Source organism: Sorangium sp. So ce321, assembly GCF_051530195.1.
In the GTDB taxonomy this organism is placed as follows: Bacteria; Myxococcota_A; Polyangia; order Polyangiales; family Polyangiaceae; genus Sorangium.
Window position 1 is genome coordinate 9150487 of record NZ_CP150329.1, and the last position, 23002, is coordinate 9173488.

Below are 23002 nucleotides of genomic sequence, written 5' to 3' on the forward strand. Positions count from 1 at the left end.
TCAGCGGGAGACGAGGTCCCTCATCCAGGGCACGTCGTCGGGCGTCGCACTCTGGATCTCGCCCGCCCACTCCTGGTCGGTCATGCGCTCGAAATCCCCGGTGATCTCCTCGAAGTACGACGAGGCGAGCCCCACGAACGCGCGCGCCGCGCCGCCGCAGGGATCGGCGGTCACGACCATGAGCCGCGGCAGGCCGGTGCCCACGTGGAGCACGCGACCGACAGGCGCGCCGCCCGCGTCCGTCGGCTGGGTGTGCACGTCGGCGATCGTCGGATCCTGCGTCACGCTCTTCAGCGAGTCGTAGAAGAGCTGCGCGTACCACCCGGCGGCGCCAAACGGATCGCCGCAACCCCACTGGACCTTGACGGCCTGGTTGATGAACTCGAGGTGTTCCGGCGTGAGGGGCAGGCCGGCGCGCTGGTTCGCGGCCATCTCGCCGAGCGTCCGCGCGACGTCGCGGAGCTGCGAGAAGTACGTCGATAGGTGCCGCTCGAGCTGCGGCTCGGACGACGGCGGGTTCGACAGCTCGAGCGTGCTGACGACCTCGCCGCCGTTCTCGGCCAGCTCGGCGATGCGCGCGAAGAACGCCGGATACGGATCGACGTAGGCGTCCGGGAACTCGCACGTGGCGCCGCCGGTGTACGACTGCTTGGCATAGAGCAGGGCGTCGTGGCGGAGCTCGGCCCAGGAGGCGAGCTGGGTGTTCAGCAAGCGCCGGCTCCACGCCTCGGTCTTGACCACGCCGGGCAGCTGCTCGCCGTCGCCGAGCGCCCGCGCCGGTGACAGCTCCCGCAGCGCGCCGAACCAGCGGTTGTAGAGGTTCTTCTCCCAGAAGTCCCCGGGGTGGGCGTCGACGAGCACGCGCATCATGTGCAGGTCGGGCGCGTAGTCGAACTGCCCGAGCTCCGGCGCGAGCATCTGGCCCGCCTGATCGTTGCCGAGCGCCGCGAAGGCCACGTCGAGCGGGCTCGGCATCATGCGCTTGACGGCGCCGCCCTTCACCCGGTCGTAAACCACGTTCGAGAAGACGTGCGAGTCGACCACGTACCGCTGGCCGAGCAGCGCGAAGCTCGACGAGAGCGGCATCGTGCCCCTGTCGAGCCCGTTGATCATGATGTGGCTCGCGATCCGCTGCGTGCCATACCCCTCCTTCACGATGACCTCGGCGATCCGCGCGTCCGGGACGCCGGCGAGGCCCGCGGCGTCGCCGAGGCCGAGGTCCTCGAGCAGCTCGTCGAGCTCCGGCAGGATCATGGTGTCGCTCTCGCCGACGAAGGCCTGGATCGCGTCGTCGATGCGCTTGTAGCGCGCGAGGGTCTCCGCGCCGGCGAGGGCGCGCAGCACGTAAGCGCCCTCGAGCTGCCGCCGCTGGAAGCGCTGGGTGCCGTCCGACTGGGTCTCGAGAAAGCGGAAATCCACGCGGCCCAGCCACATCATGGCGCGGAAGTACCGCGCGAGGTCCGGGAGCAGGGCGTCGACGTAGTGGCCGCGAGGCTCGAACTGCGAGAAGTCCATGAGCCGGTCGGAGCCGAAGAGGCGCACCGAGGCCATGCCCTGGTGGGCCTGGGCGCCCGCGACGAGCTCGTCGATCGTCGCGGCGCTGGCGCCCGCGACGGGGGCGACCGGGGCGCCCTCGAGCAGCGCGAGCGCGACGGCCGTGAAGAGGTCCGCGTCAGCGCGCGCCTCGGCGCCGAACTCTCCTCCAGCGCCCTCGGCGAGCCGCGCGCGCATCTCCCTCAGCATCTTCCCGAGATCGGGCGCGAGCGAGGCGTACTCGACGACCTTCAGGATCGCGTCGTACGAGCGGTGGACCGCGTACAGGATCGAGTCCGCGGACACGTAGAGCGGCAGGTCGAGCGCGTAGATGCTCTCGTAGCCATAGACGAATGTCGGGAAGGACTTCTTGCTGGAGATGACGAAGCCGTTCTCGGAGAGCTTCGCGAGCTCGTCCCCGTCGAGGGCGAGCGAGGTGCCCTGGAGCAGCGCGAGGCCCTCGGCGTCCGCCGGCGCGTAGGGCAGCCCCGACGCGACGGAGACGGGGTACTTCGCGGCGAAGTCCTCGGCGGTCATGCTCGCCGAGGCCTCCCGCTCGGCGAGCAGCGCGGCGAGCTCCGCCTCCTGCTCGGGCCCGAGCGGCGGATTCGTCGGCAGCTCGGGCGGCCGATCCGCCGGCTGCTCGGGCGGCGGATCCGTCGGCTGCTCGGGCGGCTGATCCGGTGGGCGCTGGGTGCCGCCGACGCCGGGCATGGGCTGGCTCACCTCGCCCGAGCAGCCGGCGGCGAGGGCGACCAGGATCGGTACGACGTGAAACCGAAGAAGCATGTTGCGCATCGTGTTTCCCCTTCCAGGGTGCGCCCGCGGCACGACGGCCCCGTCGTCAGCAAAGGTTAGCAAAGAAGGTGCCGCGGGCGAGAGATGCGGGGCCGTCCTCCAGCAACAGGATACCACAGCCGAAGCCCATCGAGATCCCGACACACTTGTTACTCCCACGGCTCGATGCCCGGTCCTAGATATCTCACGACCACCAACATCAGCACGTCGTATCGAGGACGGTACGAACGACGATGGACACCCGAGGGAGAGAAGAGCGATGACGACACACATCACCGGGACACGTGAAGAGTGGCTGGCCGCGCGGCTCGCGCTGCTCGACGCGGAGAAGGAGCTCACGCGGCGCAGCGACGAGCTCTCGCGGCGGCGTCAGGAGCTGCCGTGGGTCCGGGTCGACAAGGAGTACCGGTTCGAGACCGAGGAAGGCGGCGCCTCGCTGGCAGACCTCTTCCGAGGGCGCTCGCAGCTCCTCGTCTACCATTTCATGTTCGGGCCCGACTACAAGGCGGGCTGTGTGTCCTGCTCGGCGATCGCCGACGGGTTCAACGGCATCGCCGTCCACCTGGCGAACCACGACGTCACGCTCTCGGCGGTGTCGCGGGCGCCGCTCGCGAAGCTCCTGGCGTACAGGCGGCGGATGGGGTGGACGTTTCCCTGGGCGTCCTCGGGCGACAGCGGCTTCAACTTCGACTTCAACGTCGCGTTCACCGAGGAGCAACAGCGCGAGGGGACCGTCGAATACAACTTCGAGCGCGCCGGCCACGCGATGGACGCGACACCGGTCCCGCTGCCCGTCGCCCAGTCCGCGGCCATGACCGGGACCGACGCGCCCACCTACTCGCTCGACAGGCCGGGCCTGAGCGCGTTCGTGCGCGAGGACGGCGTCCTCTACCACACCTATTCCGCCTATGCGCGCGGCCTCGACGGTCTCTGGGGCATGTACCAGTGGCTCGACCGCGCCCCCAGAGGGCGCAACGAGACGGGCGTCTGGTTCCGCCGCCACGACGAATACAACCAGCGCTGAGCCAGGGCGCGGGTGGACATCATACCCCTGGTGCATCCCCGGACAGCCGCGCCGATGACCCCGGCGAGCGAGGTCGCCCTGGAGCGCCGGGCCACCCGGATCGCCCCGGGCGCGAGGGCCAGCGAGCCCAGCCGCACGCCGGTCGCCGGAGCGCCTGCGCTGGTGTGCTCCTTGCTGGGAGCCCCGGCTCCCAACTGGAGGCCATCGCATGACCGATCGAAAAGACCCCGCGAAGTCATCGTCCAAAGAGCCGGCGCCGAACGAGAAAGGCGCGGGCAGCGCGAAGCAGTCCATGGGCGGCCCGTCGGCGAAGCCGCGCGCGGCGCGGCCGAAACGCAGCCTCCTGGAGCGCGCAGCGACCGCGCTCGGCAGCGGGACGAGCAGCGACGACGAAGGGGTGCGCAACCTCGCGACCGCCGACCGCCTCGACGCGAAGATCGACGCTACCGAGGCGCTCGTCGCCGCGATCCCCGAGAACGTGAACAAACCTGCGGAGTACGCGCTACGCGGCAAATTGCCACAGCCGCCGCAAGGTGCCACGGCGACGCCCGAGAACCTCGACGCGACCGCGAGCACGATCACCGAGAGCAACGAGTCGGAGAAGAACGGCGCCAAGGCGGCGCCCGGCAAGAACCTGAACCAGGGGCCGCTGCAGAAGCACCGCGCCGACTCGCTCGGCCGCGCGCTGACGACGAACCAGGGCGTGCCGGTCGGCGACAACCAGAACTCGCTGCGCGCGGGGCTGCGCGGCCCGACGCTGCTCGAAGACTTCATCCTGCGCGAGAAGATCACGCACTTCGACCACGAGCGGATCCCTGAGCGCGTGGTGCACGCGCGCGGCTCGGGCGCGCACGGCTACTTCGAGTGCACCGAGGACATCACCTCGCTCACCAAGGCCGCGCCGTTCGCGGAGGTCGGCAAGCGGACGCCCGTGTTCGTGCGCTTCTCGACCGTGGCGGGGGAGCGCGGCAGCGCCGACACGGTGCGCGACGTGCGCGGCTTCGCCGTGAAGTTCTACACCGACGAGGGCAACTGGGACCTCGTCGGCAACAACATCCCTGTCTTCTTCATCCAGGACCCGATGAAGTTCCCCGACGTGGTGCACGCCGTGAAGCCCGAGCCGCACCACCAGATGCCGCAGGCCTCGAGCGCGCACGACACCTTCTGGGACTTCATCTCGCTCATGCCCGAGTCGATTCACATGGTGCTGTGGCAGATGAGCGACCGGGCGATCCCGCGCAGCTACCGCACGATGCAGGGCTTCGGCGTGCACACCTTCCGGCTCGTCAACGAGGCCGGCCAGGCGACGCTCGTGAAGTTCCACTGGACTCCCGTGCTCGGCACGCACTCGCTCGACTGGGACGAGGCGGTGAAGCTCTCGGGCGCCGACCCCGACTTCCACCGCCGCGACCTCTGGGAGGCCATCGAGGGCGGCGCCTTCCCCGAGTACCTCTTGCAGATCCAGACGTTCACCGAGGAAGAGGCCGAGAAGTGGAGCTTCGACGTGCTCGACGCGACCAAGATCGTGCCGGAGGAGCTCGTGCCCCTGCGCACCGTCGGCCGGCTCGTCCTGAACCGCAACCCCGACAACTTCTTCGCCGAGACCGAGCAGGTCGCGTTCTGCACGCAGCACATCGTCCCTGGCATCGACTTCACGAATGACCCGCTGCTGCAGGGGCGCAACTTCTCGTACCTCGACACGCAGCTCTCGCGCCTCGGCGGGCCGAACTTCCACGAGATCCCGATCAACGCGCCCGTCGCCGAGGTGCACAACAACCAGCGCGACGGGTTCCACCGCCAGACGATCAACCGCGGCCGGGTGAACTACGAGCCCAACTCGCTCGCCGGCGGCTGCCCCTTCCAGGCCGGCGCGCGCGGCTTCGCCTCGGTCGCCGAGCGGCTCCTGGCGCAGCAGGCGTCGACCGAGCCGAGCAAGCTGCGCGGCAAGCCCGAGAAGTTCGCCGACCACTACACGCAGGCGCGCCTCTTCTGGGCGAGCCAGACGCCGATCGAGCGCGAGCACATCGCGCGCGCGTTCCGCTTCGAGCTGACGCGCGTGCAGACGCAGGCCATCCGCGAGCGCGTGGTCGCGATGGTGCGCAACGTCGACGAGGGGCTGGCCGCGCGCGTCGCGGCGGACCTCGGCATGCAGCTCCCCGAGCCGCTCTCGGTGGTGGCGCCGCCCGTCAAGGACCCCGAGGTCGCCGTGTCGGGGGCCCTGTCGCTGTTCGCCCGGCCCGGCGACGGCCGGATCCTCGGCCGGCGCGTCGCGATCCTCCTCGCCGACGGCGTGAGCGGCGCGGCGGCGGGCGCCCTCTACCACGCGCTGCTGACGGCGGGCGCGGTGCCCCGCTACGTCGGCGAGCGCCTCGGCGTGGTGCGCACCGCCGAGGGCGACGAGCTGCCGGTCGAGGTCACGTTCGAGACCGCCCCGAGCGTCCTCTTCGACGCGGCGGCGCTGCCGACCGGCGCGGGCGCGGCGGCGCTGGCGCGCGACGGGCTGGCGGTCGAGTTCGTCCAGCTCCAGTACCGCCACTGCAAGCCGCTGCTCGTGCCGACGTCGGCCGCGTCGCTCGCCGCGGCCGCGGGCGTGAAGGCCACCGCCGGCGCGGGCGACGACCCGGGCCTGCTCGTCCTGCCGGACGACGCGGTGGCTGCGTCGGCCCCGGCGTTCGTCAAGGCGATCGCCCTGCACCGCGCGTGGCAACGCCAGACCGAGCCGCCGGCGGTCTGAACCGGCCCTCCCCGCGCGCCGCCCCGCTGGCCGGGCGGCGCGCCGGGAGCGCCCGCCCTCGCGGCCCTGTCGAACAGGACATCGTCTGCCAGTCCAGGGCAGGTCCCGCAGTTGGGGCTTGACGCCTCCGGACCGTTTGGATTCCTTGGGCGAGAGCCCCTCGCAGCCAAAGGATTCCAGCGTGTCGGTCAAGGACCATCTCTCCATCTCGCCCGAGGTCAGGAAAGCGCTCGCCCGCGGACGGCCGGTGGTGGCGCTGGAATCGACCATCATCACGCACGGCATGCCCTATCCGCAGAACCTCGAGATGGCGCAGCGCGTGGAGGCGATAGTCCGCCGGAGCGGGGCTGTGCCGGCGACGATCGCGATCATGGACGGCAAGCTCGGGGTGGGCGTGAAGGCGGCAGATCTCGAGCGGCTGGCCAGGGTGGGCGGCAAGGCGGCGAAGGCGTCGCGGCGCGACGTGGCGGCGCTCCTGGTCTCGGGCGCGATGGCCGGAACGACGGTGGCGACCACGATGATGGCGGCGGCCTGGGCCGGTATCCGGGTGTTCGCCACGGGCGGCATCGGGGGCGTGCATCGCGGGGCGGAGACGACCTTCGACATCTCCGCTGATCTCGAGGAGCTGAGTCAGACCCAGGTCGCGGTGATCTGCGCGGGCGCCAAATCGATCCTCGACATTCCAAAGACGCTGGAGACGCTGGAGACCCGTGGCGTGCCGGTCCTGGGCTACAAGACCGACGATTTCCCGGCCTTCTGGGCGCGGCAGAGCGGGCAGAAGGTGGACCACAGGGTCGAGAGCGCCAGGGAAGCGGCGAGGGTCATCGCGCTGCAGTTCGAGCTCGGCATGGGCGGGGTCCTGGTGGCCAATCCGATCCCCGAGAGCCATGCCGTGGACGCCATGGCGATGGAGGCGTGGATCGAGGAGGCGATCAAGGGCGCCGAGGCGGAGGGCGTGAGCCGCAAGGACCTGACGCCGTTCCTCCTGAAGCGCATCGTCGAGCTCACCCAGGGCAAGAGCCTCATCGCCAACATCGCTCTGGTCGAGAACAACGCGGCGGTGGCGGCGGAGATCGCGGTGGCTATCAGCAAAATTAGCAAGCTCGGGGCCAGGAAGGCGAAGCCGAAGGCCAAGGCATGAGCGAGGCCGGCCGCGTGCTCGTGGTGGGCGACGTGATGACGGACGTGATCGTCCGTCCCGAGGGGCCGCTGGTGCGCGGCTCGGACCGGCGCGCCAAGATCCAGAGCCGGCCGGGAGGTTCGGGGGCGAACCAGGCGGTGTGGCTTGGTTCGATGGGAACGAAGGTATCGCTCGTCGCCCGGGTAGGGGCCAGAGACAAGCCGCAGCTGGAAGCCTATTTCAGGGGCTTTCATGTCGACCCGATCCTCGTGGCCGACCCGCAAGAGGCGTCGGGCGTGCTGGTCATCCTCCTCGACGCCGACGGGGAGCGGAGCTTCCTCACCGACCGGGGGGCGAACCTCGCGCTCGAGCCTTCGGACATGCCTGTGTGGCTCCTGGGCGAGACGCGGCTGGTGCTCGTCTCGGGTTATTCGCTCTTCGCCGAAGGGCCGCGGCGGGCGGTGCTGTGGCTCGCCGGAGAGGCGCGGAGCCGCGGCATCCCGATCGCCATCGACGCCGCGTCGGCGGGCTTCCTGCGGGAGGTGGGGGTCGGGACCTTCCTCGAGTGGACAGGAGGGATGTCGACGCTGCTCGCCAATGTCGACGAGGCGGAGGCGCTCTCGGGCACCGGCGGCCTCGACGAGCAGATGGTCGCGCTCGGGGGCTGTTTCGAGCGGGTGATCATCAAGCGCGGTGCCCTGGGCGCGGCGGTGGGCGGGCGGCGAGGCGTGCGCCTCGACGAGCCGGCGCCGCGGGTGGAGGTGGTGGACACGACCGGGGCCGGCGACGCGTTCGCGGCCGGGTTCATCGCCGCGGAGCTCGGGGGCGCGGGCGAGGCGGAGTGCCTGCGGCGCGGGATCGAGGCGGGCTCGAGGGCGGTGACGCAGCTGGGCGGGCAGCCGGCGTAGACAGCACCTGGGCCGCTGGCTCTCCGCCCCGCCCGACGGCGCGGTGGCCGGGGCGGCCCCGGCGCACTCGGCCGCGCAGCTCAGCCGCCGGGCAGGCTCGCTCGACGGCCGGGCGCGCCGAGCCGGCCGGCCTCGGGCGCGCCCCGGTGAGGGGCAATGTGTCCGTGCGTGTGGAGGCCGTGTGGGCGCGGAAGGCGCGCAGGCCCTACCACGGTCCCCGAAGCTCGATGGCGGCCGCCAACAACCGCCACGTCCCGAGATGTCTCTGGTTGTGCTCTGTCTCTCACCGGACGCGTGAGCGCCTGTTGTGGTCCTCGTGACCGTCTCTTGCGCTCTTGACAGGTCGAACCGGCGTGTGGTCCGCTCGTAGCAAACGGATCATGCGCGGCAAGCAGAGCGGGCTGCTCGTGGGGCTCGTGTCTCTTCTCTCGACATCGTGCGACACCTTCGTGGATCTCGCCCCCGTGTCCGTCACGTGACACGACTTCGGAGAGTGATCTCGCCACAAGCCCGGTCCTTGCGCGGGGGGGTATCGCGCGGGGCCGGACGAACCGCGGAAGAGGAGGTCTCATGACGAGGATTGGACGGCGTTGGCTGGCGGCCTTAGGGGTCGCGCTGATGACGGCGGCGTGCGCATCGGACGACACCTCGGGCGGGGGTGGGAGGGCCTCACCCGTCATCCGGAGGCCGGCCGTCGAGAACGAGTTCACTCCGGTGGAGCTCGAGGCGACGATCGACGCCCTCGTCGCCGAGATCAACGAGGAGCCGAGCGAGCCGATGCAGACGGCGGTGCTGCTGAAGGCCGTCACCGGCTTCTTTGCGCCGATGGCCAAGGGTGCGATACGAGCCATGGGTGAGCTCGACGTCACGGGCAACGTGCTCGGGTCCCTCGAGCCGACGGGCGATCAGCAGCTGGATATGGAGATCCAGAATCAGCAACTCGAACAGGTGTTGCTGGATGGCGCCGAGGCGATCGGCATCACGCCGTTCGGCGACGCCAACGCAGCCGCCATCGATGCCGCCGTCGCGAAGGGGGTCCACGTGGTGACGCTCGACAACGATCTTGCGACCTCGAAGCGCTCGCTCCACGTCGGGACCCTCGGCAGGTCTGCCGGAGCGACGGCCGGAGAGACGTTGCTCGCGCTGCTGCCCCCGGCGCCGGGCACCGTGGTGATCCACGGCAACACCGACCCGACGTGGCTCGACGGGACGGATCGAACGCAGGGCGCCCGGGAGGTGCTCGAGGCAGCCGGTTACAAGACCGTGGTGGTTCAGGCCACCTGGGGCGACGGGAGCGAGGCCGAGGACGTCGAAGGGATAAAGGAGCAGATCGAGGACGAGGACCCGCCCGCCGTGGGGTTGCTCGGTCTGTTCGACATCGCGTTTCGGTGCGCGATGGCCGCGGAGGCCGCGGGCAAGCCGGAGCTCCCCATCGTCGCCTTCGATTTCAATCCGAGGACGGTCGACTACATGCGCGAGGGGCGCATCAGGGCCACGCACATCCAGCGGCAGTACTACCAGGGCTATCTCGTGCCCTACATCCTCTACGGCATCAAGAACCTCGGCCTCGACGCGACCAGGGGAGTCATCGCGCCGCGGATGGTCGACGACAGCCGGTTCAACCTTGGCCTCGACGTGGTCCCGGCGAGCAAGATCGACGCCTACAACGACTTCCTCGACATCATCGACGCAAGGCAGTAGCGGCGTCGTGGCCCGCGGAAGCCCCCGTGCGGAGCTCCCCGGGCGCCCCGACGGCACGGGGGTCGACGTGATCACCTCCACCGCCGCCCCCTGGCAGGGCTGGAAGACCTCGCTCCGCGCCGTGGTAGACTGCCCTGAGGAGGATTGTGATGGAGTACACAAAGCTGGGCCGGACCGGGCTGGATGTGTCGAGGATCTGCCTGGGCTGCATGGGTTTCGGCGTTCCCCAACCGGGATTCCATCAATGGGTCCTCAGCGAGGAAGAATCCCGGAAGGTGATCCGCCAGGCCATCGATCTGGGGATCAACTTCTTCGACACCGCCAACGTCTACAGCGCCGGCACCAGCGAGGAATTCGTCGGTCGGGCCCTGAAGGACCTGGCCCAGCGTGACCAGATCGTGCTGGCCACCAAGGTCCACGGCCGGATGCACGAGGGCCCCAACGGCGCCGGCCTGTCCCGCAAGGCCATCCTCAGCGAGGTGGACAAGAGCCTCAAGCGGCTCGGGACCGACTACATCGACCTCTACCAGATCCACCGCTGGGACCCTGGAACACCCATCGAAGAGACGATGGAAGCCCTCCACGACGTCGTGAGGGCGGGCAAGGTCCGCTATCTCGGCGCCTCGGCCATGCGGGCGTACCAGTTCCTCAAGGCGCTGAACGCCGCCGACCGCCACGGCTGGACCCGGTTCGTCTCGATGCAGAACCACCTCAACCTGATCTACCGGGAGGAGGAGCGGGAGATGCTGCCCCTGTGCCAGGAGGAGGGGATCGGCGTCATCCCCTACAGCCCCCTCGCGGGCGGACGGCTGACCCGCGACTGGAGCGAGACGACCGCCCGAGAGCAGAGCGACCAGGTGCTCCACCAGAAGTACGACGCGTCCGCCGATGCCGACCGACCCATCGTCGAGCGGCTGGCCGACCTTGCCGCCCGCCGCGGTGTCCCCCGGGCGCAGATCGGCCTGGCCTGGCTTCTCCAGAAGGCCCCCGTCACGGCGCCGATCGTCGGCGCGACCAAAAGCTCCCACCTGGAGGACGCCGTGGCCGCGCTGTCGGTCAAGCTGAGCGCCGAGGAGGTCGCCTCCCTCGAGGAGCCCTACGTCCCCCACCGGATCGTCGGGTACCAGTGAGGGACGCCGATCAGGAGATTGCCTTGATCATCAGCTGCAATGACCGAGCTGGGTGGCACGTTCGAACGCACGCGGTGGTGTCGGTGGGCTCACGCGCATCGGCGCTGAGCTCACCATGCTCGCCCAGGGAGAAGGAAGCTCGACCCCGAGGCGACGCCGCGCCGCTGGACGACGCCCGCGGATACGGATAGCTCCAGCCCATGAGCCTCACCAACGTCATGCGGGACCTCGCCGCGCTGGGCAATGAGAAGATGCGCGAGGTCAACGCCCGCGCCGGAGACGCCCACGGCGTGAACCTCACCCAGCTCCGCGCGCTCGCGAAGCAGCTGAAGACCGACAACGCCCTGGCCGGCGAGCTGTGGCGCACCGGGGACCCTGACGCCCGCCTCCTGGCGACGCTCGTGTTCAAGCCGAAGGCCTTATCGGCGGACGAGCTGGACTCGATGGTCCGGGAGATCAGCTACCCCAAGCTGCTCGACTGGTTCATCGTCAACGTGGTGAAGGCGTCGCGCCACGTCGAGGAGCTGCGCGTCCGCTGGAAGGACTCCGCGAGCGAGCTGGTCGGGCGCGCTGGCTGGAGCCTGACGACCGACAGGGTCGTGAAGAGCCCTGCCGGCCTCGATCTCCCCGCGCTGCTCGACCAGATCGAGGCGGAGATGAAGACGGCGCCGGGCCCGAAGCAGTGGTCGATGAACCACTGCCTCGCCGAGATCGGCATCCGCAACCCCGGGTTGCGCGCCCGCGCCATGGCCATCGGGGAGCGGCTCGAGGTGCTCAAGGACTACCCGGCATCGCCGGGCTGCACGCCGCCGTTCGCGCCGGTCTGGATCGCGGAGATGGTGCGGCGGCAGAAGGCCGAGAAGCCGCGGGGCCGGTGAGGGGGTCGGCTCGCCTCGCTCCGGACGTCGTCGGGCGCGCTTCGGTCCCCCTGGCTACCTCCTCGGCTCATACCGCATCGCCACCGCCCCCGAGCCGAGCTCCAGCCGGCTCACGGGCTTCAAGTCGACATACTTCGACAGCCCCGCGAACATCGCAGCACCCGTCCAATGTGACGTTGATGGCATACCGAAGGGGTCGCATCACGTGCTCCTGAAGCGGGTTGACGTTCGAGGTGAGGCGGGACTGACGGCAAGGTACCCTGACCGCCGGAAGGAGGATACGCACGACCTGGAGGCGACCAGGGTGCCTTGCCGCTGGGCCCCGCCTCGACCGAGGGGTCGGGCGACGCGGCTGCTCGACCAGGCTCCTGGGCTCCGCGGCTGTTGAGCTCCCGTGCCTTCGGAGCAGTGCCTAGCGCATGTGCTCGATGTCCTGCGGCATGACCACCCAGCCATGCATTCGCTCTTCATAGACCGAGACCGTTGGACCGGGGAAGGCCGGGTCCGCAAAGGCCCCCACCGGTATGGCGATCGTGTCCTCGTGCCCGGCCATTACGTAATAGACGGTGGCGCCACATTCAGGACAGAACGTGAAGGTGCTCTTCGTTCCTTCGTCTCCGACTCGAACGAAGTCCTTCCCGTGCCCCTTTATCTTCACGTTCTCGCGGCTGAACCTGGCTTGAGCGCCAAAGACACTTCCGGTTCTTCGCTGGCAGGCCAGGCAGTGACAGACGGACACGCGAATCGGCTCACCTTCGACTTCGGCCGACAACTTGCCACAACTGCAGCTTGCGAGGCGATTTCTCATGGTGGTACTCGGGTGGATTGCGTCGCCTGACGTTTGACATGCGCGGCGGGAGAAAAGCGCATCTTTGGGCACGTCCGCTCGGATGGAAGGGTCAAGCCTCGGGTTCGTGGCAAACCACTTCGATATTGTGCCCGTCCGGACCAATGACGAAGGCTGCATAGTAGTTCGCGTGGTAGTGCGGGCGCAGACCAGGCGCGCCATTGTCTTTGCCGCCCGCCTCCAGAGCCGCGCGATAGAAATCTTCGACTTGCTGGCGATTCTCGGCCGTGAACGCCAGGTGAAGATGCGCCGGCTTCTCCTCGGTCTGGTACAGGCACAACGAATCATTATCCTTTGCGCCAAGCTCGACGCCGTACGTCGGCGGTCCTTCCGAGACAACAGCTACGCCGAGCGGCTCGAGCGCCTTGAGGAAGAACGCTTTGCTCGCTGCATAGTCGCTGACCCCGAATTTGACGTGATCAAACATGAGTTCTCCTGAAGGGTGTGAGCCCGCGCGAAGCCTGACAGCTGGCCGGTGTGCTGCGGGCCGGACTGCCGGCGGCTTCCGCGTGGAGCGCCTTGAACTCTGATCCCACCCCCTCGTGCCGGCCCCACTCATCGTGGAAAGATAGCGTAACCGACGGCTGCCCCACCTTGTCAAGGAGACCAGCGCAGGACTCAGCGGGCGCTACACCGGACGAGGGCGCGAGCGGGCCCTCGGTGCCCTACCCCTCCGAAGCGAAGGAGTGCCCCTGCGACGGCCCGGCCGATCGGGCCGGGGCGGCGGAGGCGGCGGCTGCAGGGGCGGGCTCGGCGTGTGCGGCGCGGCATCCAAGGGGGGCGCCGGGGGACCGCTCGGGCGGGGCCGGCGGCCGCGGTGGACGAGGCGGCAACGGGGCGAGAACGGCTACCCGAGCATCGCCCTCGTCGCGCTGCACGCCAATGCAACGTCTTCGCCTTCGGACAAGGCATCGCCATGTCGCCGCCTGGCCGAGCAGGCCGCCGCGATCGAACGCGTCGATGCGCGCAAAACCAGGACCGCCCCAGGCGAAGCTCCCACGAGCCACGATCGCCTGTATGCTCTCGGCAATGAAGGACCCGAAGCACCTACCCCGACCGGAGGGCCTGGCTCATGGCTGGTGAACCCTGCGGCGTCTGTGGCGGCGACGGCCGCATCGCCAACTCGTTCTCGGGCAGCACCGCCACCTGCCCGGGCTGCCACGGCACCGGCCGGCGCTCGGACGAGCCCCGCTTCCGCGATGTCACCAAGACGAAGCCTTCCCACTACCGGCAGCCGAACAAGCCGGCGGCCGTCGAGAAGCCGCAGGGGCCCGCGTCGCAGGAAGGCATCCAGCTCGCCAGGGAGGTGAACGCGGCTGCGCACCTCTCCAGCGGGACGAAGGCAAAGCTCACGCTCGAGATCATCGAGCATGAGGCCATCCACGGAAACTGCACGCAGACCTTCATCAAGAAGGTCCGCAAGCAGCTCCGTCCGCCCGGATCGTGATCGGAGAAGGGCTCCGCTCGGATCAGCTCGGGCCCTGCGACGCGATGAGCGATCGCAGCCAGTACCCACGCGCTCTCGACCTGCCCCGCCTCGATGGCCGGGATGCTGCCGTCGCGGACCGGGTAGTAGTTGTTGGTGTCGATCACGACCACGTCGGGTGACGAGGCGGTCGCGAGCCGCCGGGGGGCACGGCCCTCGCGCCGGAGCTCCCTCCCGCTCCGCGCTGCCCCGTGTGGCTGTACGTGACACGGATACCAGAACACTGATGCCAGGCGACCACACCCACCCTGCCGCCGCCCATCGCTCCCCGCACCCCCGAACACCGCGCCTCCCGGGCGCGCCGCGCGCCCCCGCTCCCCCGCCCCCGCGCACGCGTCTTGCTCTTGCTCGGCCGCGCGCCGTCGACTCCCCGACAGCGCTCTGGGTTTGCTGTTGCTCGCGCTCGCCGAGCAGCCCGCCACCTCCGGAGGCCTCATGCATCGGAACCTCTCCTGCACGACAACCCGCCTGGCCCTCGCGGCCTTGAGCGCGATCGCCGCCGGCGTCGCGGCCTGCTCCTTTCCCCCCGACGACTCCGCGAATCGGTTGCCGTCGGGCCCCGCGATCGACAAGCCCCCGCCGCCCATCAGCGGCGGCACGCTGCTGATCGCCCGCGACGGACACACCGCCGTGGCGGCCGACCCCGATCGCGACGGCGTCTGGGTGTTCGACACCGACGGTGGCGAGCCCCGCGCGATCCCCCTCGAGCGCGGCGACGAGCCCGGGCGCGTCGTCGAGGACGGGGCCGGCCGCGTCCACGTCGCCCTGCGCCGCGCAGGCGAGCTCGCGACGATCGATGTCGGGGCGGCGAAGGTGCTCGACCGGCGCGCCGTCTGCCCCGCGCCGCGCGGCCTCGCCTACGACGCGTCGCTCGACGCGATCCATGTGGCCTGCGCCGGCGGCGAGCTCGTGACGCTCCCGGCCCAGGGCGGCGCCGCGCTCCGGAAGCTACGGCTCGACGCCGACCTGCGCGACGTGCTCGTCGAGGGCGATCGCCTGCTCGTCAGCCGGTTCAGATCCGCGGAGACCCTCGTCGTCGGCCCGGACGGAGAGGTGCTCTCGCGGCGGTCGCTCCCGTCGTTCACCCCGAAGGCCACGAACGCCGGCGTCGCCCCCGAATACCGCCCCTCGGTCGCCTGGCGCATGGTCGCCCTTCCCGGCGGCGGCGCGGCGATGGTCCACCAGCGCGCGTTGACCTCGCCCGTCGTGCTCGCCCCCACGGGCTACTACGGGGGTGACGACTGCGATGGCGACATCCTGCACGGCGCTGTCAGCGTCCTGCCCCCGGCCTCGGCCGCTCCAGGGGACGGAGCCGAGCTCCCGACGCCGGCCCTCTGGAAGCTCCCGCTCCCGGTCGACATCGCGGTGGCGCCGGACGGAAAGCGCGCCGCGGTCGTGAGCGCCGGCAGCTACATCATCGAGTTCATCGACCTCGACACCATCACGAGCGAGGACGCCTCGGGCACGTGCCGTATCAACAAGCCGGTGCAGCACTCGAGCCAGCCGATCGCCGTCGCCTTCACGGCGCGAGGCGTTGCGGTCGTCCAGTTCCGCGAGCCGGCGAGGATCGAGGTGCTTGATATCGACGGGCGCGATAACTATTACGCGTTCGATCGCGGGGACGTCGGCCTCCCCGGCGACAGCGTGGGGGACCCGGGGCACGCGCTGTTCCACGAGCCGCCGAGCGGCTCCCGCGGCATCGCGTGCGCCTCCTGCCATCCGGAAGCGCACGAGGACGGTCACACGTGGCGCTTCGACAAGCTCGGCCTCCGGCGCACCCAGACGGTCGCGGGCGGCGTGCTCGAGACAGCTCCCTTCCACTGGAGCGGCGACCAGAGCGACCTCACCCACCTCATGCAGGAGGTCTTCGTCTCGCGCATGCACGGCGTAAGGCCTCTGGATCGGGAGATCGAGCTCCTCGCGCGCTTCCTCGACAGCGTCCCGGCGTTCCCCGCCTCGCCCCCCGACGACCTGGCCACCGTCCGGCGAGGAGAGGCCCTGTTCCATGACCCGCAGGTAGGCTGCGCGACATGCCACGCAGGGCCGATGCTCACGAACAACCGCAACGAGGATGTCGGGTTCGGCGAGGCATTCCAGGTGCCCTCGCTGATCGGCGTCTCCGCGCGAGCGCCGTTCATGCACGACGGCTGCGCGAAGACGCTCCGCGACCGGTTCGACCCGGCCTGCGGCGGCGACCGCCACGGCGACGTCTCCGCGCTCGCCCCGGCGCAGCTCGACGATCTCGTGGCGTACCTCGAGTCGCTCTGACAGAACGGAAGACGCTCCGCCGCGCACGGCGATTGACCACGGAGCAGTTATCGCAGATTGGTGCGACCAACGTTGTGCGCGCGTCCGACCGTCTTGTCGTCGGCCCGAGTCGTCGGAATGCCATGGAGCATGTCCGGGCACGTCGTGCGCGGTGGCGTTCGCCCGAAGAATGGGACAAACTTTATTCGTCGGATGTCCGCTGGGAGCCGCCCATCGTCTTGTGGGCGTCTGCGAGCCTTCACGAGCGGGTGAACCTCTGGAGGACCTGTAGCTGGTTGCGCCATTGCGCAGTCGCGTGCCACGACGTCCTTGTCCTCGATTTTAAGCCAATTCCACCGTCGAGAGCAGCGAGCCACGAGGTGTTGACTCGTCCGTTTACCTGCTCCGAGTCGGTGTCCGATCACCCGGATGAGATTCTTCTGGACCGCCTCGACAAGGCGCAATCCTGGTCCACCGAACGCTACGATCGGGCTGTTCGCCTCTGGGACAGTTACGTTGACGAGGACCCCTTGCAATTCGTCGATAGCTGCGTCCGCGGTATCGAAGGGTTTCCAGAGCTCGTCCCCTTGTGGGCCCTTCTCTCTTGCTTCTTCCAGAGAAAGACCGCCGACGGGAGCCTGCGTCTCAGCAGATTTGACGAGATTGTATTTGCGCTCCTCTCGTCTGAGTGGCAGACCGCCTTGGCGTTGGCGGCTCATCCATCGGAGACAAGAACGCACCTGTGGCATCTCCTTTCCTGTACGGGCGATCTGTTCCTGCCACGCCGGCTGGCGCAATGGGCATCCCACGGATCGAGCGCGGCTGTGGAGCGTGCGCCTGGCCCGAAGCCGCCCAACGCTGGCTACCCGATGCTCTCGGAGGTCTATCGCCTCACCGAACGTGGCATGCGGCTCCGAGACGAGGGGCTCGACCAGCTCACGGATGCCCCAAGCCTGCCCATCGCCGGTACCGACGCGTACGCGGCTTCGGCTCCCTGGGTGCTGCTCGAAGATGGCCGGCTCGCTCGGCTGTGAGAACCAGCCGTGGCAGGAGGGCCGGCCTGCGCCGCCATGCCCGGGGGGCACTGGCTGAGACCTCCGGCCCGCGGCCGGCCCGCGGCAGCGCGGGAGCGCGTCATCGCGAGCACCGGCCTCGCCGAGCTGGACAGCGGAATGGGCCGGCGACGGCGGCCTTTTCCAGCGAAGAGCCCGAAGCTATTGCGCACGGCTACCGGGAACCAATTTTCAAGGCAGTGCTATCCCTCACGAGCCGGACCCTCTCGATGTGCTCACGGATCCCGCTCACGCGTCGGCGTCAATGCTCTTCTGCTTGGCGCCGGCGGCCAGCATCTCCTCGCGCATGCGCTTGTGCCTGTAGCTGGCTAGCTTGAGGCTGAGCGCCGGAGACAGGCGATCGAGGTACCAGAATGCCTTCCACCATTTGGGCAGGACGATGATCGCCTCGTTGCGGGCGACGGCGTCGAGCGTGCGGCGCGCGAGCTCTTCGGGGGGGATTGGGCGCAGGCGCTCCGACATGCGCATGATGGTCTCTTTGGAGACGTTCTCCACGTTGATACGGCCGTACACACCGCCGGTGACGATGGGTGTGCGGATGGCGCCGGGGCACAGGACGGAGGCGCGGACGCCGTAGCGCTCTGCCTCCACGCGGAGGGCCTTGGTGACGGCGACGACGGCGTGCTTGGTGGCGGTGTAGGCGCCCTCGTTAAAGCCCGCGACGAGGCCTGCGATGGAGGCTGTATTCAAAATGTGTCCTGAACCCTGCTTCACCATGATCGGGTAGACTGCCTGGATGCCGTAAACGACGCCGCGCAGGTTGACGTCGATGACGTCGTCCCAGTCCTCTTGCACGTGACTGGCCATCTCGCCCCCGACGACGATGCCGGCGTTGTTGAACAGGTAGTCGATGCGGCCTGAGCGCTGCAGCGTGTCTTTTGCGATGGCCTTGAAGGCCGGCAGGCTGCGCACGTCGAGCTCGGCGGCGGTCGCGCGACCTCCGCGGTCGGTGATGCCTTTGGCGACCTCCGCGGCGACGCTGTGCTGGCGATCCGCCAGCACGACCTCGCACCCTCGATGGGCGAGCTCTTCACCGAGCGCGCGGCCGATGCCGGAGGCGCCTCCGGTGACGATTGCGACCTTGTTTTCAAGCGTTTTCTGGTTGGTGCTCATCGGGCGCGGACGCTATCACGTTCACGCGCCGCGCACGATGGCCGAGGTGCGCTCCACGACCTCGGCGACGTCGCAGTCCGACGTGTCGACAGTGTAGTGCGAGGCCTGCCGCGAGAGCCATGGAGTCCTCTTGGCTGGTTCAAGGTCGATGATGGCTTTGTCAGTATGAAATCGTGAATCGGCCCGGAGGACGAACGTGCGCGCCGATCGCGCAAGCGCGCGCGACATTGTCCGCTTCTTCCAATTCCCAACCCGCGCGCGTCGCTAGCATCGCGGTCATGAAGATCCTCGTCACCGGAGCGACCGGAAAGGTCGGAAGCCGTCTCGCAAAGCGCCTCGCCCGCCGGGGCGATCATGTCCGCGCCCTCGTGCGCGATCCGAACCGCGCCGCCGAGCTGCGCGAGCACCAGGTCGAGATCGTGAAGGGCGATCTCCTCGACGAAGCCTCGCTCGCGCCCGCGGTGCGCGGCATCGACGCGGTCGTCCACTGCGCCGCCTTCTTCCGCGGCGCCACCCCGGAGCAAGCGCACACCGTCAACGACCTCGGCACGCAACGACTCGCGGCCGCCGCCCGCGCCGCGAACGTGAACCGCTTCGTCTTCACCAGCACCGGGTTGGTCTACGGACCGAGCGGCGGCCGCCTCGCCCGCGAGGGCGACGACTGCGCGCCGCCACCGGGCTACCCCGCGAGCAAGCTCGCCGCCGAACGCGCGCTCCTCGCCCTCGAGGCCCTCGATGTGCGCGTCCTCCGCCTCCCCTTCGTCTACGGCGACGGTGATCCGCACATCGAGGAAGCGATCCCGATGATGCGCGGCTGGCCGCCGTCGCAGCGCATGGCCTTGATTCATCACGCCGATGTCGCGCAGGCTGTCGCGCGCGTGCTCGACGCCGCATCGCCTTCGCACCGCATCTACAACGTGGTCGACGACGAAGCCCCCGACCTCGCCACCGTCTTCGCGTCGGTCGGCGCCCCACCGCCCGACGGCTCGGCCGGCGAAGCGGCCCGAGCCTTCGACGTCCTCCTCGACGGCCGCCGCCTCCGCGAAGATCTCGGCTTCAAGCCCGAGTTCCCGCGCCTCCAGGATGCGATCGCGGCGGGCGCGTGATGTTCTCCAGTCGTCCAGGTAGGCGGACGCGCATGCCTCGACACGCGCGCCATCGACCACAGTCGGTCAACGAGCGCCCCGGGGTCGGGGACCGGACGCCGGGGGCGCGGCACGACGTGGAGGCGGGCGGCGGGGAGGAGCGGTGAGCGGAGACGAGCGGTCAGTTGATGTCGAAGAACTGCTGGCAGCAGCCCTGCGTGAGGTGACACACCTCCCTGGGCGCGCCCTCGCACGTCCCGACCTCGACGCCCTCGACGAGGCACGAGCACATCGTCGTGCCGTCCTCGGTCGGCCCGCACTTGACCTCGTGCTTCTTGCTGAGGCACGTGGACGAACACGCGCACTCGTTACCCTCCAGGCCGTGCGGGTAGTCGCAGTCCAGGTCACGGCACCCGTGAGTGTCGAGGCACGCCAGGTACGCGTCCTCCTCGTCCTGGCAGTCGGCGGGCAACCCCTCCTTGCAGGTGGAAGCTTCAGGCAGCCAGCACGAATAGTACGCGGCGACCTCGTCCTCGCACGCGGGGCGGGCCAGCGGGATGACCACCACGCCACAGCTCTGGGCGCAGTCCAGATCCGGCGGATCGCAGCCGTACAGCTTGTGCGACTCACAGATAGCCAAGCACGCCTGCATAGCGTTCGGGCCTTCCGCTTCGCCGCCGCCGCCGCCGCCGCTGCCGCCGCTGCCGCCGCTGCCGCCGTCGCCGACCATGGTGGTGCCGGTGCTGCCGCCGCTCCCTCCGTTCCCGCCGTCGCCGACCATGGTGGTGCAGGTGCTGCCGCCGCTGCCGCCGCTGCCGCCACCGCTGCTGCTCGGCCCGCCGCCGCTGTCACTGCACGCCACCACCAGCGTGGACAGGGCCATCATCGACACGAGCCAACCGGTGCGAACGTCACGTTTCATTGCAATCTCCTTGGCTTGTCATTCAGTGAGCGAGGCACGCGATCCAGGCGTGCTCAGGAGCTGCCCTCGTCGGGGCCGCGCTGGGCACTGGCTGCCGCCGTCACGTTGGGTCCTTCGGATATCCGTTCGGAGGATCGGAACGATGCGACGGAGCACGGTGCTCTTCCAGTACGGCGGCCGCCGCGTCGGCGCTGGATGAGCGAGCTGGAACGTCGGTCGGCTCGCCGAGCGCGGTGAGGAAGCGGGCGATGCTGCTCGGCTCGGTGATCATGGCGACGAGCTTCATCCTGCCTGATCGAGGTCGCGCTGCTGCAATCGTTGTCATCGGTGCATTCGCCGCCATCGGCCACCTTGCCCACGAAGACCGTGGAGCACTCGGGGTGCGAGTCGAACAGAGCGTCGATATCGAGGAAGTCCGCACAAGTGTTCTTCAGTACGGCAATGCAGCGCGCAGCTTTCTCGTACTCGTGGACGGAGGGGGACGAGTGGCCGGGCAGCTTTCCCGGTCCCATGGCGCGTGCCGCCACCCGCCGCCTGCGACGCAGTTCCGGCGACGCTTGCGCGACGCGGAGCAGGTCGGATGTGGATGCGAGGCGAGCGGCCGATCCGTGATGGGAGCGGCGCCCTCACCTCGCTCGGCGTACACCTATCGACATCGCGACATCGCAACGAGCGTGCCACGGAAATCTGGCCTGTGACGCTCCGGCGCGACGAGGGGGCGCCCGTCCCGGCGGAGCGCGGGAGCGGTCGCCTCGTCGCGTCCGGGGCGCGGGCATCGGCGCGTGATGGCAGTCCTTGCCGCTTTTGCCTCCCGGGGGGCTGGCAAGCCTTGCCATGAAGGCAACGCTTGCCATGCGCACGCCGGTCCAGGGCGAGTCCCACGGCGTGCTCGATCCCGGGGAGGCCGCGTCGGCCGTCCTGCGCAGCGCCGTCGGCCGTCCTGCGCAGCGCCGTCGGCCGTCCTGCGCAAGCCCCGGCGCCCTCCTGTGCGGCCCCGGCGCCCTCCTGTGCGACCCCGGCGCCCTCCTGTGCCGCCCGGCGCCCTCCTGCGCGGCCCCTGGCGCCCTCCTGTGCGGTCCCGGCGCCCTCCTGCACGGCCTCGGCGCCCTCCTGTGCACCGCCGTTGGTGTCCTATGCAACACTCGCCGCCGTCCTACGCGGCCCCGTGCCCCTCCTGGGCGCCTCCATTGGTGTCTTTTGTTACAACCGTCCGGCTCCTGCGCAGCCCCGGTGGTCTCCCGCGCAGCCCCGGTGGTCTTCCGCGCAGCCCCGGTGGTCTCCTGCGCAGCCCCGTCGCCGTCTCGGGTGCCCTTGGTGGTTGCTGCGCAACCCTTTCTCCCTTCCGGCTCGCCGTCTTCCGTTCCGTCGTCCTGCTACCCGAGCATCGGCCTCGTCGCGCTGCACGCCGGGGTGACCGTGCGCGACAGCGAGATCGAGACGTCCGACGGTGGCCAGGGCGGCGACGGCGGCGAGCCCCAGCGAGGCGGACGGCGGGCTCTCGAGCGTCGGCGGCAAGGGGGCTGACGGATTGCCCAGCGGCGCGGAGGACGGGCGCGACGGCGGCCCGGCGCGGTCGGCCGGTGAGACCATCCGGTGCCGTATTGAAATCTCCAGGGCCGTGCTCCAGGTCCAAACGGCAGCATGTGGAGCGCACCCGCCAGGGACCGGCGGCAAAGAAACGAGGGCTGTCATGAGGTGCCGTGCACAGGTGCTGTTTCAGGTGGGCGCGTGGGCGTGGGTCGTCACCGGGATCGGGCACCTCGCGATCACCGCGCTGCTGCTCGGTCGCCCCGCGACGCCGCCGCGGAGACCGCGGTCCTCGGCGCGACGCGGGCGCACCGGATGACCATGATGGGGCTGTCGCGCGACCTGCTCGGCCTCTTCAGGGGGTTCAGCGTGGCCATGGGCCTGGTGCTCGCGCTGCACGGCGCCGTCTGCGTGCTCGCCGCGCCCGCCCTCGCCGCGCTCCCTGCTGTCGTGGCGCTGAACGCGGCGGTGTCGCTGGCGCTGCTGGCCATCGCCGTCCGCGCGTTTCCGCCGCCGCCGATCGTGACCATGCTGGTCGCGACGGCGTGCTTCGGCGCGGCGCTCGTGGTGCGCTGAGCGTGCGGGCGAAGATAGCCCATAGCCCATCGCAGTCGCCACGAGCGGGCCGCCGGACGAACCGTTGCGGCGTCGGTCGTTCAGGTTCCGGCGGACCGCGCCGCCATCGCGAGGCGGCGGCCCGCAGGCTGGGGCGTGATCGCGGTCCCTTCGCAGAAGTGCGTGGAATGACCGTGCTTTCTGTTGAGTTTCGATGGATTGGGAGGGGGCGCCGAGCCAAAGTGTCCCCGATCCCTGGCGACATCGAGGGGGTCGCCCCCGGCGCCCCGCCCCGCTCCGTCCGCGCAACGGCTGGGGCTT

General features: G+C 69.8%; 20 protein-coding genes and 1 pseudogene. 13 read left to right on the forward strand and 8 right to left on the reverse strand.

All coding sequences use genetic code 11. The features are described from left to right. Positions 1 to 2322 (reverse strand): DUF3160 domain-containing protein, encoded by a 2322-nt coding sequence (locus WME89_RS33705; RefSeq protein WP_438003760.1) that lies wholly within the window; start codon positions 2320 to 2322, stop codon positions 1 to 3. 268 nt (positions 2323 to 2590) lie between these two features. On the opposite strand from WME89_RS33705, the gene WME89_RS33710 reads away from it, so the two are divergent. The 7 genes from WME89_RS33710 to WME89_RS33740 all read left to right on the forward strand — a co-directional run bounded on the left by WME89_RS33710 (position 2591) and on the right by WME89_RS33740 (position 11826). Further along, positions 2591 to 3355: a DUF899 domain-containing protein gene (locus tag WME89_RS33710; protein ID WP_438003761.1), complete on the forward strand. Its 765-nt coding sequence runs from the start codon at positions 2591 to 2593 to the stop codon at positions 3353 to 3355. Positions 3356 to 3563: 208 nt separating this feature from the next. Beyond that, the gene (locus tag WME89_RS33715; protein WP_438003762.1) at positions 3564 to 6089 is read left to right on the forward strand and encodes a catalase; all 2526 of its coding nucleotides are present in this window, start codon (positions 3564 to 3566) and stop codon (positions 6087 to 6089) included. A gap of 181 nt (positions 6090 to 6270) precedes the next feature. After that, on the forward strand, positions 6271 to 7230 hold the full coding sequence (locus tag WME89_RS33720) for a pseudouridine-5'-phosphate glycosidase (protein WP_438003763.1): 960 nt from the start codon (positions 6271 to 6273) through the stop codon (positions 7228 to 7230). Beyond that, positions 7227 to 8117, forward strand: a complete 891-nt coding sequence (locus WME89_RS33725) for a carbohydrate kinase family protein (protein ID WP_438003764.1) — start codon at positions 7227 to 7229, stop codon at positions 8115 to 8117. The genes WME89_RS33720 and WME89_RS33725 overlap by 4 nt, the downstream gene beginning before the upstream one ends. Positions 8118 to 8687: 570 nt before the next feature. Beyond that, the gene (locus WME89_RS33730) at positions 8688 to 9818 is read left to right on the forward strand and encodes a substrate-binding domain-containing protein (protein ID WP_438003765.1); all 1131 of its coding nucleotides are present in this window, start codon (positions 8688 to 8690) and stop codon (positions 9816 to 9818) included. A gap of 149 nt (positions 9819 to 9967) precedes the next feature. Continuing rightward, positions 9968 to 10948, forward strand: coding sequence for an aldo/keto reductase (locus WME89_RS33735; protein ID WP_438003766.1), 981 nt, complete (start codon positions 9968 to 9970; stop codon positions 10946 to 10948). Positions 10949 to 11148: 200 nt separating this feature from the next. After that, on the forward strand, positions 11149 to 11826 hold the full coding sequence (locus WME89_RS33740) for a DNA alkylation repair protein (RefSeq protein WP_437618693.1): 678 nt from the start codon (positions 11149 to 11151) through the stop codon (positions 11824 to 11826). Positions 11827 to 11880: 54 nt separating this feature from the next. Here WME89_RS33740 and WME89_RS33745 read toward each other — a convergent pair. From WME89_RS33745 to WME89_RS33755, 3 genes and pseudogenes are all read right to left on the reverse strand, one after another. Next, positions 11881 to 11988 (reverse strand): annotated as a pseudogene (locus WME89_RS33745) (dihydrofolate reductase family protein); the annotation flags it as partial. Positions 11989 to 12238: 250 nt separating this feature from the next. Continuing rightward, positions 12239 to 12634: a GFA family protein gene (locus WME89_RS33750; RefSeq protein WP_438003767.1), complete on the reverse strand. Its 396-nt coding sequence runs from the start codon at positions 12632 to 12634 to the stop codon at positions 12239 to 12241. Positions 12635 to 12725: 91 nt separating this feature from the next. Beyond that, entirely contained in the window at positions 12726 to 13100 is a 375-nt protein-coding gene (locus WME89_RS33755; protein ID WP_438003768.1) for a VOC family protein, read from the reverse strand. A 645-nt stretch (positions 13101 to 13745) separates the two neighbouring features. Between WME89_RS33755 and WME89_RS33760 the strand changes: the two genes are divergently transcribed. The 3 genes from WME89_RS33760 to WME89_RS33770 all read left to right on the forward strand — a co-directional run bounded on the left by WME89_RS33760 (position 13746) and on the right by WME89_RS33770 (position 17440). Further along, a complete protein-coding gene (locus WME89_RS33760) occupies positions 13746 to 14120 on the forward strand; it encodes a molecular chaperone DnaJ (RefSeq protein ID WP_438003769.1) in 375 nt (124 codons plus the stop codon). Positions 14121 to 14594: 474 nt separating this feature from the next. Next, positions 14595 to 16427 (forward strand): cytochrome-c peroxidase, encoded by a 1833-nt coding sequence (locus WME89_RS33765; RefSeq protein ID WP_438003770.1) that lies wholly within the window; start codon positions 14595 to 14597, stop codon positions 16425 to 16427. 359 nt (positions 16428 to 16786) lie between these two features. After that, the gene (locus WME89_RS33770) at positions 16787 to 17440 is read left to right on the forward strand and encodes a hypothetical protein (protein WP_438003771.1); all 654 of its coding nucleotides are present in this window, start codon (positions 16787 to 16789) and stop codon (positions 17438 to 17440) included. Positions 17441 to 17707: 267 nt separating this feature from the next. Here the strand turns inward: WME89_RS33770 and WME89_RS33775 are convergent, their stop codons facing one another. Next, positions 17708 to 18592 carry an SDR family NAD(P)-dependent oxidoreductase gene (locus WME89_RS33775; RefSeq protein ID WP_438003772.1) on the reverse strand — a complete coding sequence of 295 codons (885 nt, stop codon included), beginning with the start codon at positions 18590 to 18592 and terminating at the stop codon, positions 17708 to 17710. Between the two features lie 21 nt (positions 18593 to 18613). Then, positions 18614 to 18820: a hypothetical protein gene (locus tag WME89_RS33780; protein ID WP_438003773.1), complete on the reverse strand. Its 207-nt coding sequence runs from the start codon at positions 18818 to 18820 to the stop codon at positions 18614 to 18616. Positions 18821 to 18870: 50 nt separating this feature from the next. Between WME89_RS33780 and WME89_RS33785 the strand changes: the two genes are divergently transcribed. Further along, positions 18871 to 19698: an NAD-dependent epimerase/dehydratase family protein gene (locus WME89_RS33785; protein ID WP_436622591.1), complete on the forward strand. Its 828-nt coding sequence runs from the start codon at positions 18871 to 18873 to the stop codon at positions 19696 to 19698. 160 nt (positions 19699 to 19858) lie between these two features. Here the strand turns inward: WME89_RS33785 and WME89_RS33790 are convergent, their stop codons facing one another. Both WME89_RS33790 and WME89_RS33795 read right to left on the reverse strand, forming a co-directional pair. Beyond that, a complete protein-coding gene (locus WME89_RS33790; RefSeq protein WP_438003774.1) occupies positions 19859 to 20599 on the reverse strand; it encodes a hypothetical protein in 741 nt (246 codons plus the stop codon). A 100-nt stretch (positions 20600 to 20699) separates the two neighbouring features. After that, positions 20700 to 20885 (reverse strand): hypothetical protein, encoded by a 186-nt coding sequence (locus WME89_RS33795; protein ID WP_438003775.1) that lies wholly within the window; start codon positions 20883 to 20885, stop codon positions 20700 to 20702. A gap of 1404 nt (positions 20886 to 22289) precedes the next feature. Between WME89_RS33795 and WME89_RS33800 the strand changes: the two genes are divergently transcribed. Both WME89_RS33800 and WME89_RS33805 read left to right on the forward strand, forming a co-directional pair. After that, on the forward strand, positions 22290 to 22445 hold the full coding sequence (locus tag WME89_RS33800) for a hypothetical protein (RefSeq protein ID WP_438003776.1): 156 nt from the start codon (positions 22290 to 22292) through the stop codon (positions 22443 to 22445). After that, a complete protein-coding gene (locus WME89_RS33805) occupies positions 22442 to 22702 on the forward strand; it encodes an LIC_13387 family protein (protein ID WP_438003777.1) in 261 nt (86 codons plus the stop codon). The genes WME89_RS33800 and WME89_RS33805 overlap by 4 nt, the downstream gene beginning before the upstream one ends. Positions 22703 to 23002 lie beyond the last annotated feature (300 nt).

What these genes read in the sequence shown, in the direction of transcription:
- WME89_RS33780 (WP_438003773.1), bottom strand. Translation starts at nt 18,820, where the DNA reads ATGTCGCGCGCGCTTGCGCGATCGGCGCGCACGTTCGTCCTCCGGGCC.
- WME89_RS33740 (WP_437618693.1), top strand. Translation starts at nt 11,149, where the DNA reads ATGAGCCTCACCAACGTCATGCGGGACCTCGCCGCGCTGGGCAATGAG.
- WME89_RS33800 (WP_438003776.1), top strand. Translation starts at nt 22,290, where the DNA reads ATGAGGTGCCGTGCACAGGTGCTGTTTCAGGTGGGCGCGTGGGCGTGG.
- WME89_RS33705 (WP_438003760.1), bottom strand. Translation starts at nt 2,322, where the DNA reads ATGCTTCTTCGGTTTCACGTCGTACCGATCCTGGTCGCCCTCGCCGCC.
- WME89_RS33715 (WP_438003762.1), top strand. Translation starts at nt 3,564, where the DNA reads ATGACCGATCGAAAAGACCCCGCGAAGTCATCGTCCAAAGAGCCGGCG.
- WME89_RS33805 (WP_438003777.1), top strand. Translation starts at nt 22,442, where the DNA reads ATGACCATGATGGGGCTGTCGCGCGACCTGCTCGGCCTCTTCAGGGGG.
- WME89_RS33760 (WP_438003769.1), top strand. Translation starts at nt 13,746, where the DNA reads ATGGCTGGTGAACCCTGCGGCGTCTGTGGCGGCGACGGCCGCATCGCC.
- WME89_RS33735 (WP_438003766.1), top strand. Translation starts at nt 9,968, where the DNA reads ATGGAGTACACAAAGCTGGGCCGGACCGGGCTGGATGTGTCGAGGATC.
- WME89_RS33765 (WP_438003770.1), top strand. Translation starts at nt 14,595, where the DNA reads ATGCATCGGAACCTCTCCTGCACGACAACCCGCCTGGCCCTCGCGGCC.
- WME89_RS33795 (WP_438003775.1), bottom strand. Translation starts at nt 20,885, where the DNA reads ATGAAGCTCGTCGCCATGATCACCGAGCCGAGCAGCATCGCCCGCTTC.
- WME89_RS33785 (WP_436622591.1), top strand. Translation starts at nt 18,871, where the DNA reads ATGAAGATCCTCGTCACCGGAGCGACCGGAAAGGTCGGAAGCCGTCTC.
- WME89_RS33750 (WP_438003767.1), bottom strand. Translation starts at nt 12,634, where the DNA reads ATGAGAAATCGCCTCGCAAGCTGCAGTTGTGGCAAGTTGTCGGCCGAA.
- WME89_RS33755 (WP_438003768.1), bottom strand. Translation starts at nt 13,100, where the DNA reads ATGTTTGATCACGTCAAATTCGGGGTCAGCGACTATGCAGCGAGCAAA.
- WME89_RS33725 (WP_438003764.1), top strand. Translation starts at nt 7,227, where the DNA reads ATGAGCGAGGCCGGCCGCGTGCTCGTGGTGGGCGACGTGATGACGGAC.
- WME89_RS33730 (WP_438003765.1), top strand. Translation starts at nt 8,688, where the DNA reads ATGACGAGGATTGGACGGCGTTGGCTGGCGGCCTTAGGGGTCGCGCTG.
- WME89_RS33710 (WP_438003761.1), top strand. Translation starts at nt 2,591, where the DNA reads ATGACGACACACATCACCGGGACACGTGAAGAGTGGCTGGCCGCGCGG.
- WME89_RS33790 (WP_438003774.1), bottom strand. Translation starts at nt 20,599, where the DNA reads ATGAAACGTGACGTTCGCACCGGTTGGCTCGTGTCGATGATGGCCCTG.
- WME89_RS33775 (WP_438003772.1), bottom strand. Translation starts at nt 18,592, where the DNA reads ATGAGCACCAACCAGAAAACGCTTGAAAACAAGGTCGCAATCGTCACC.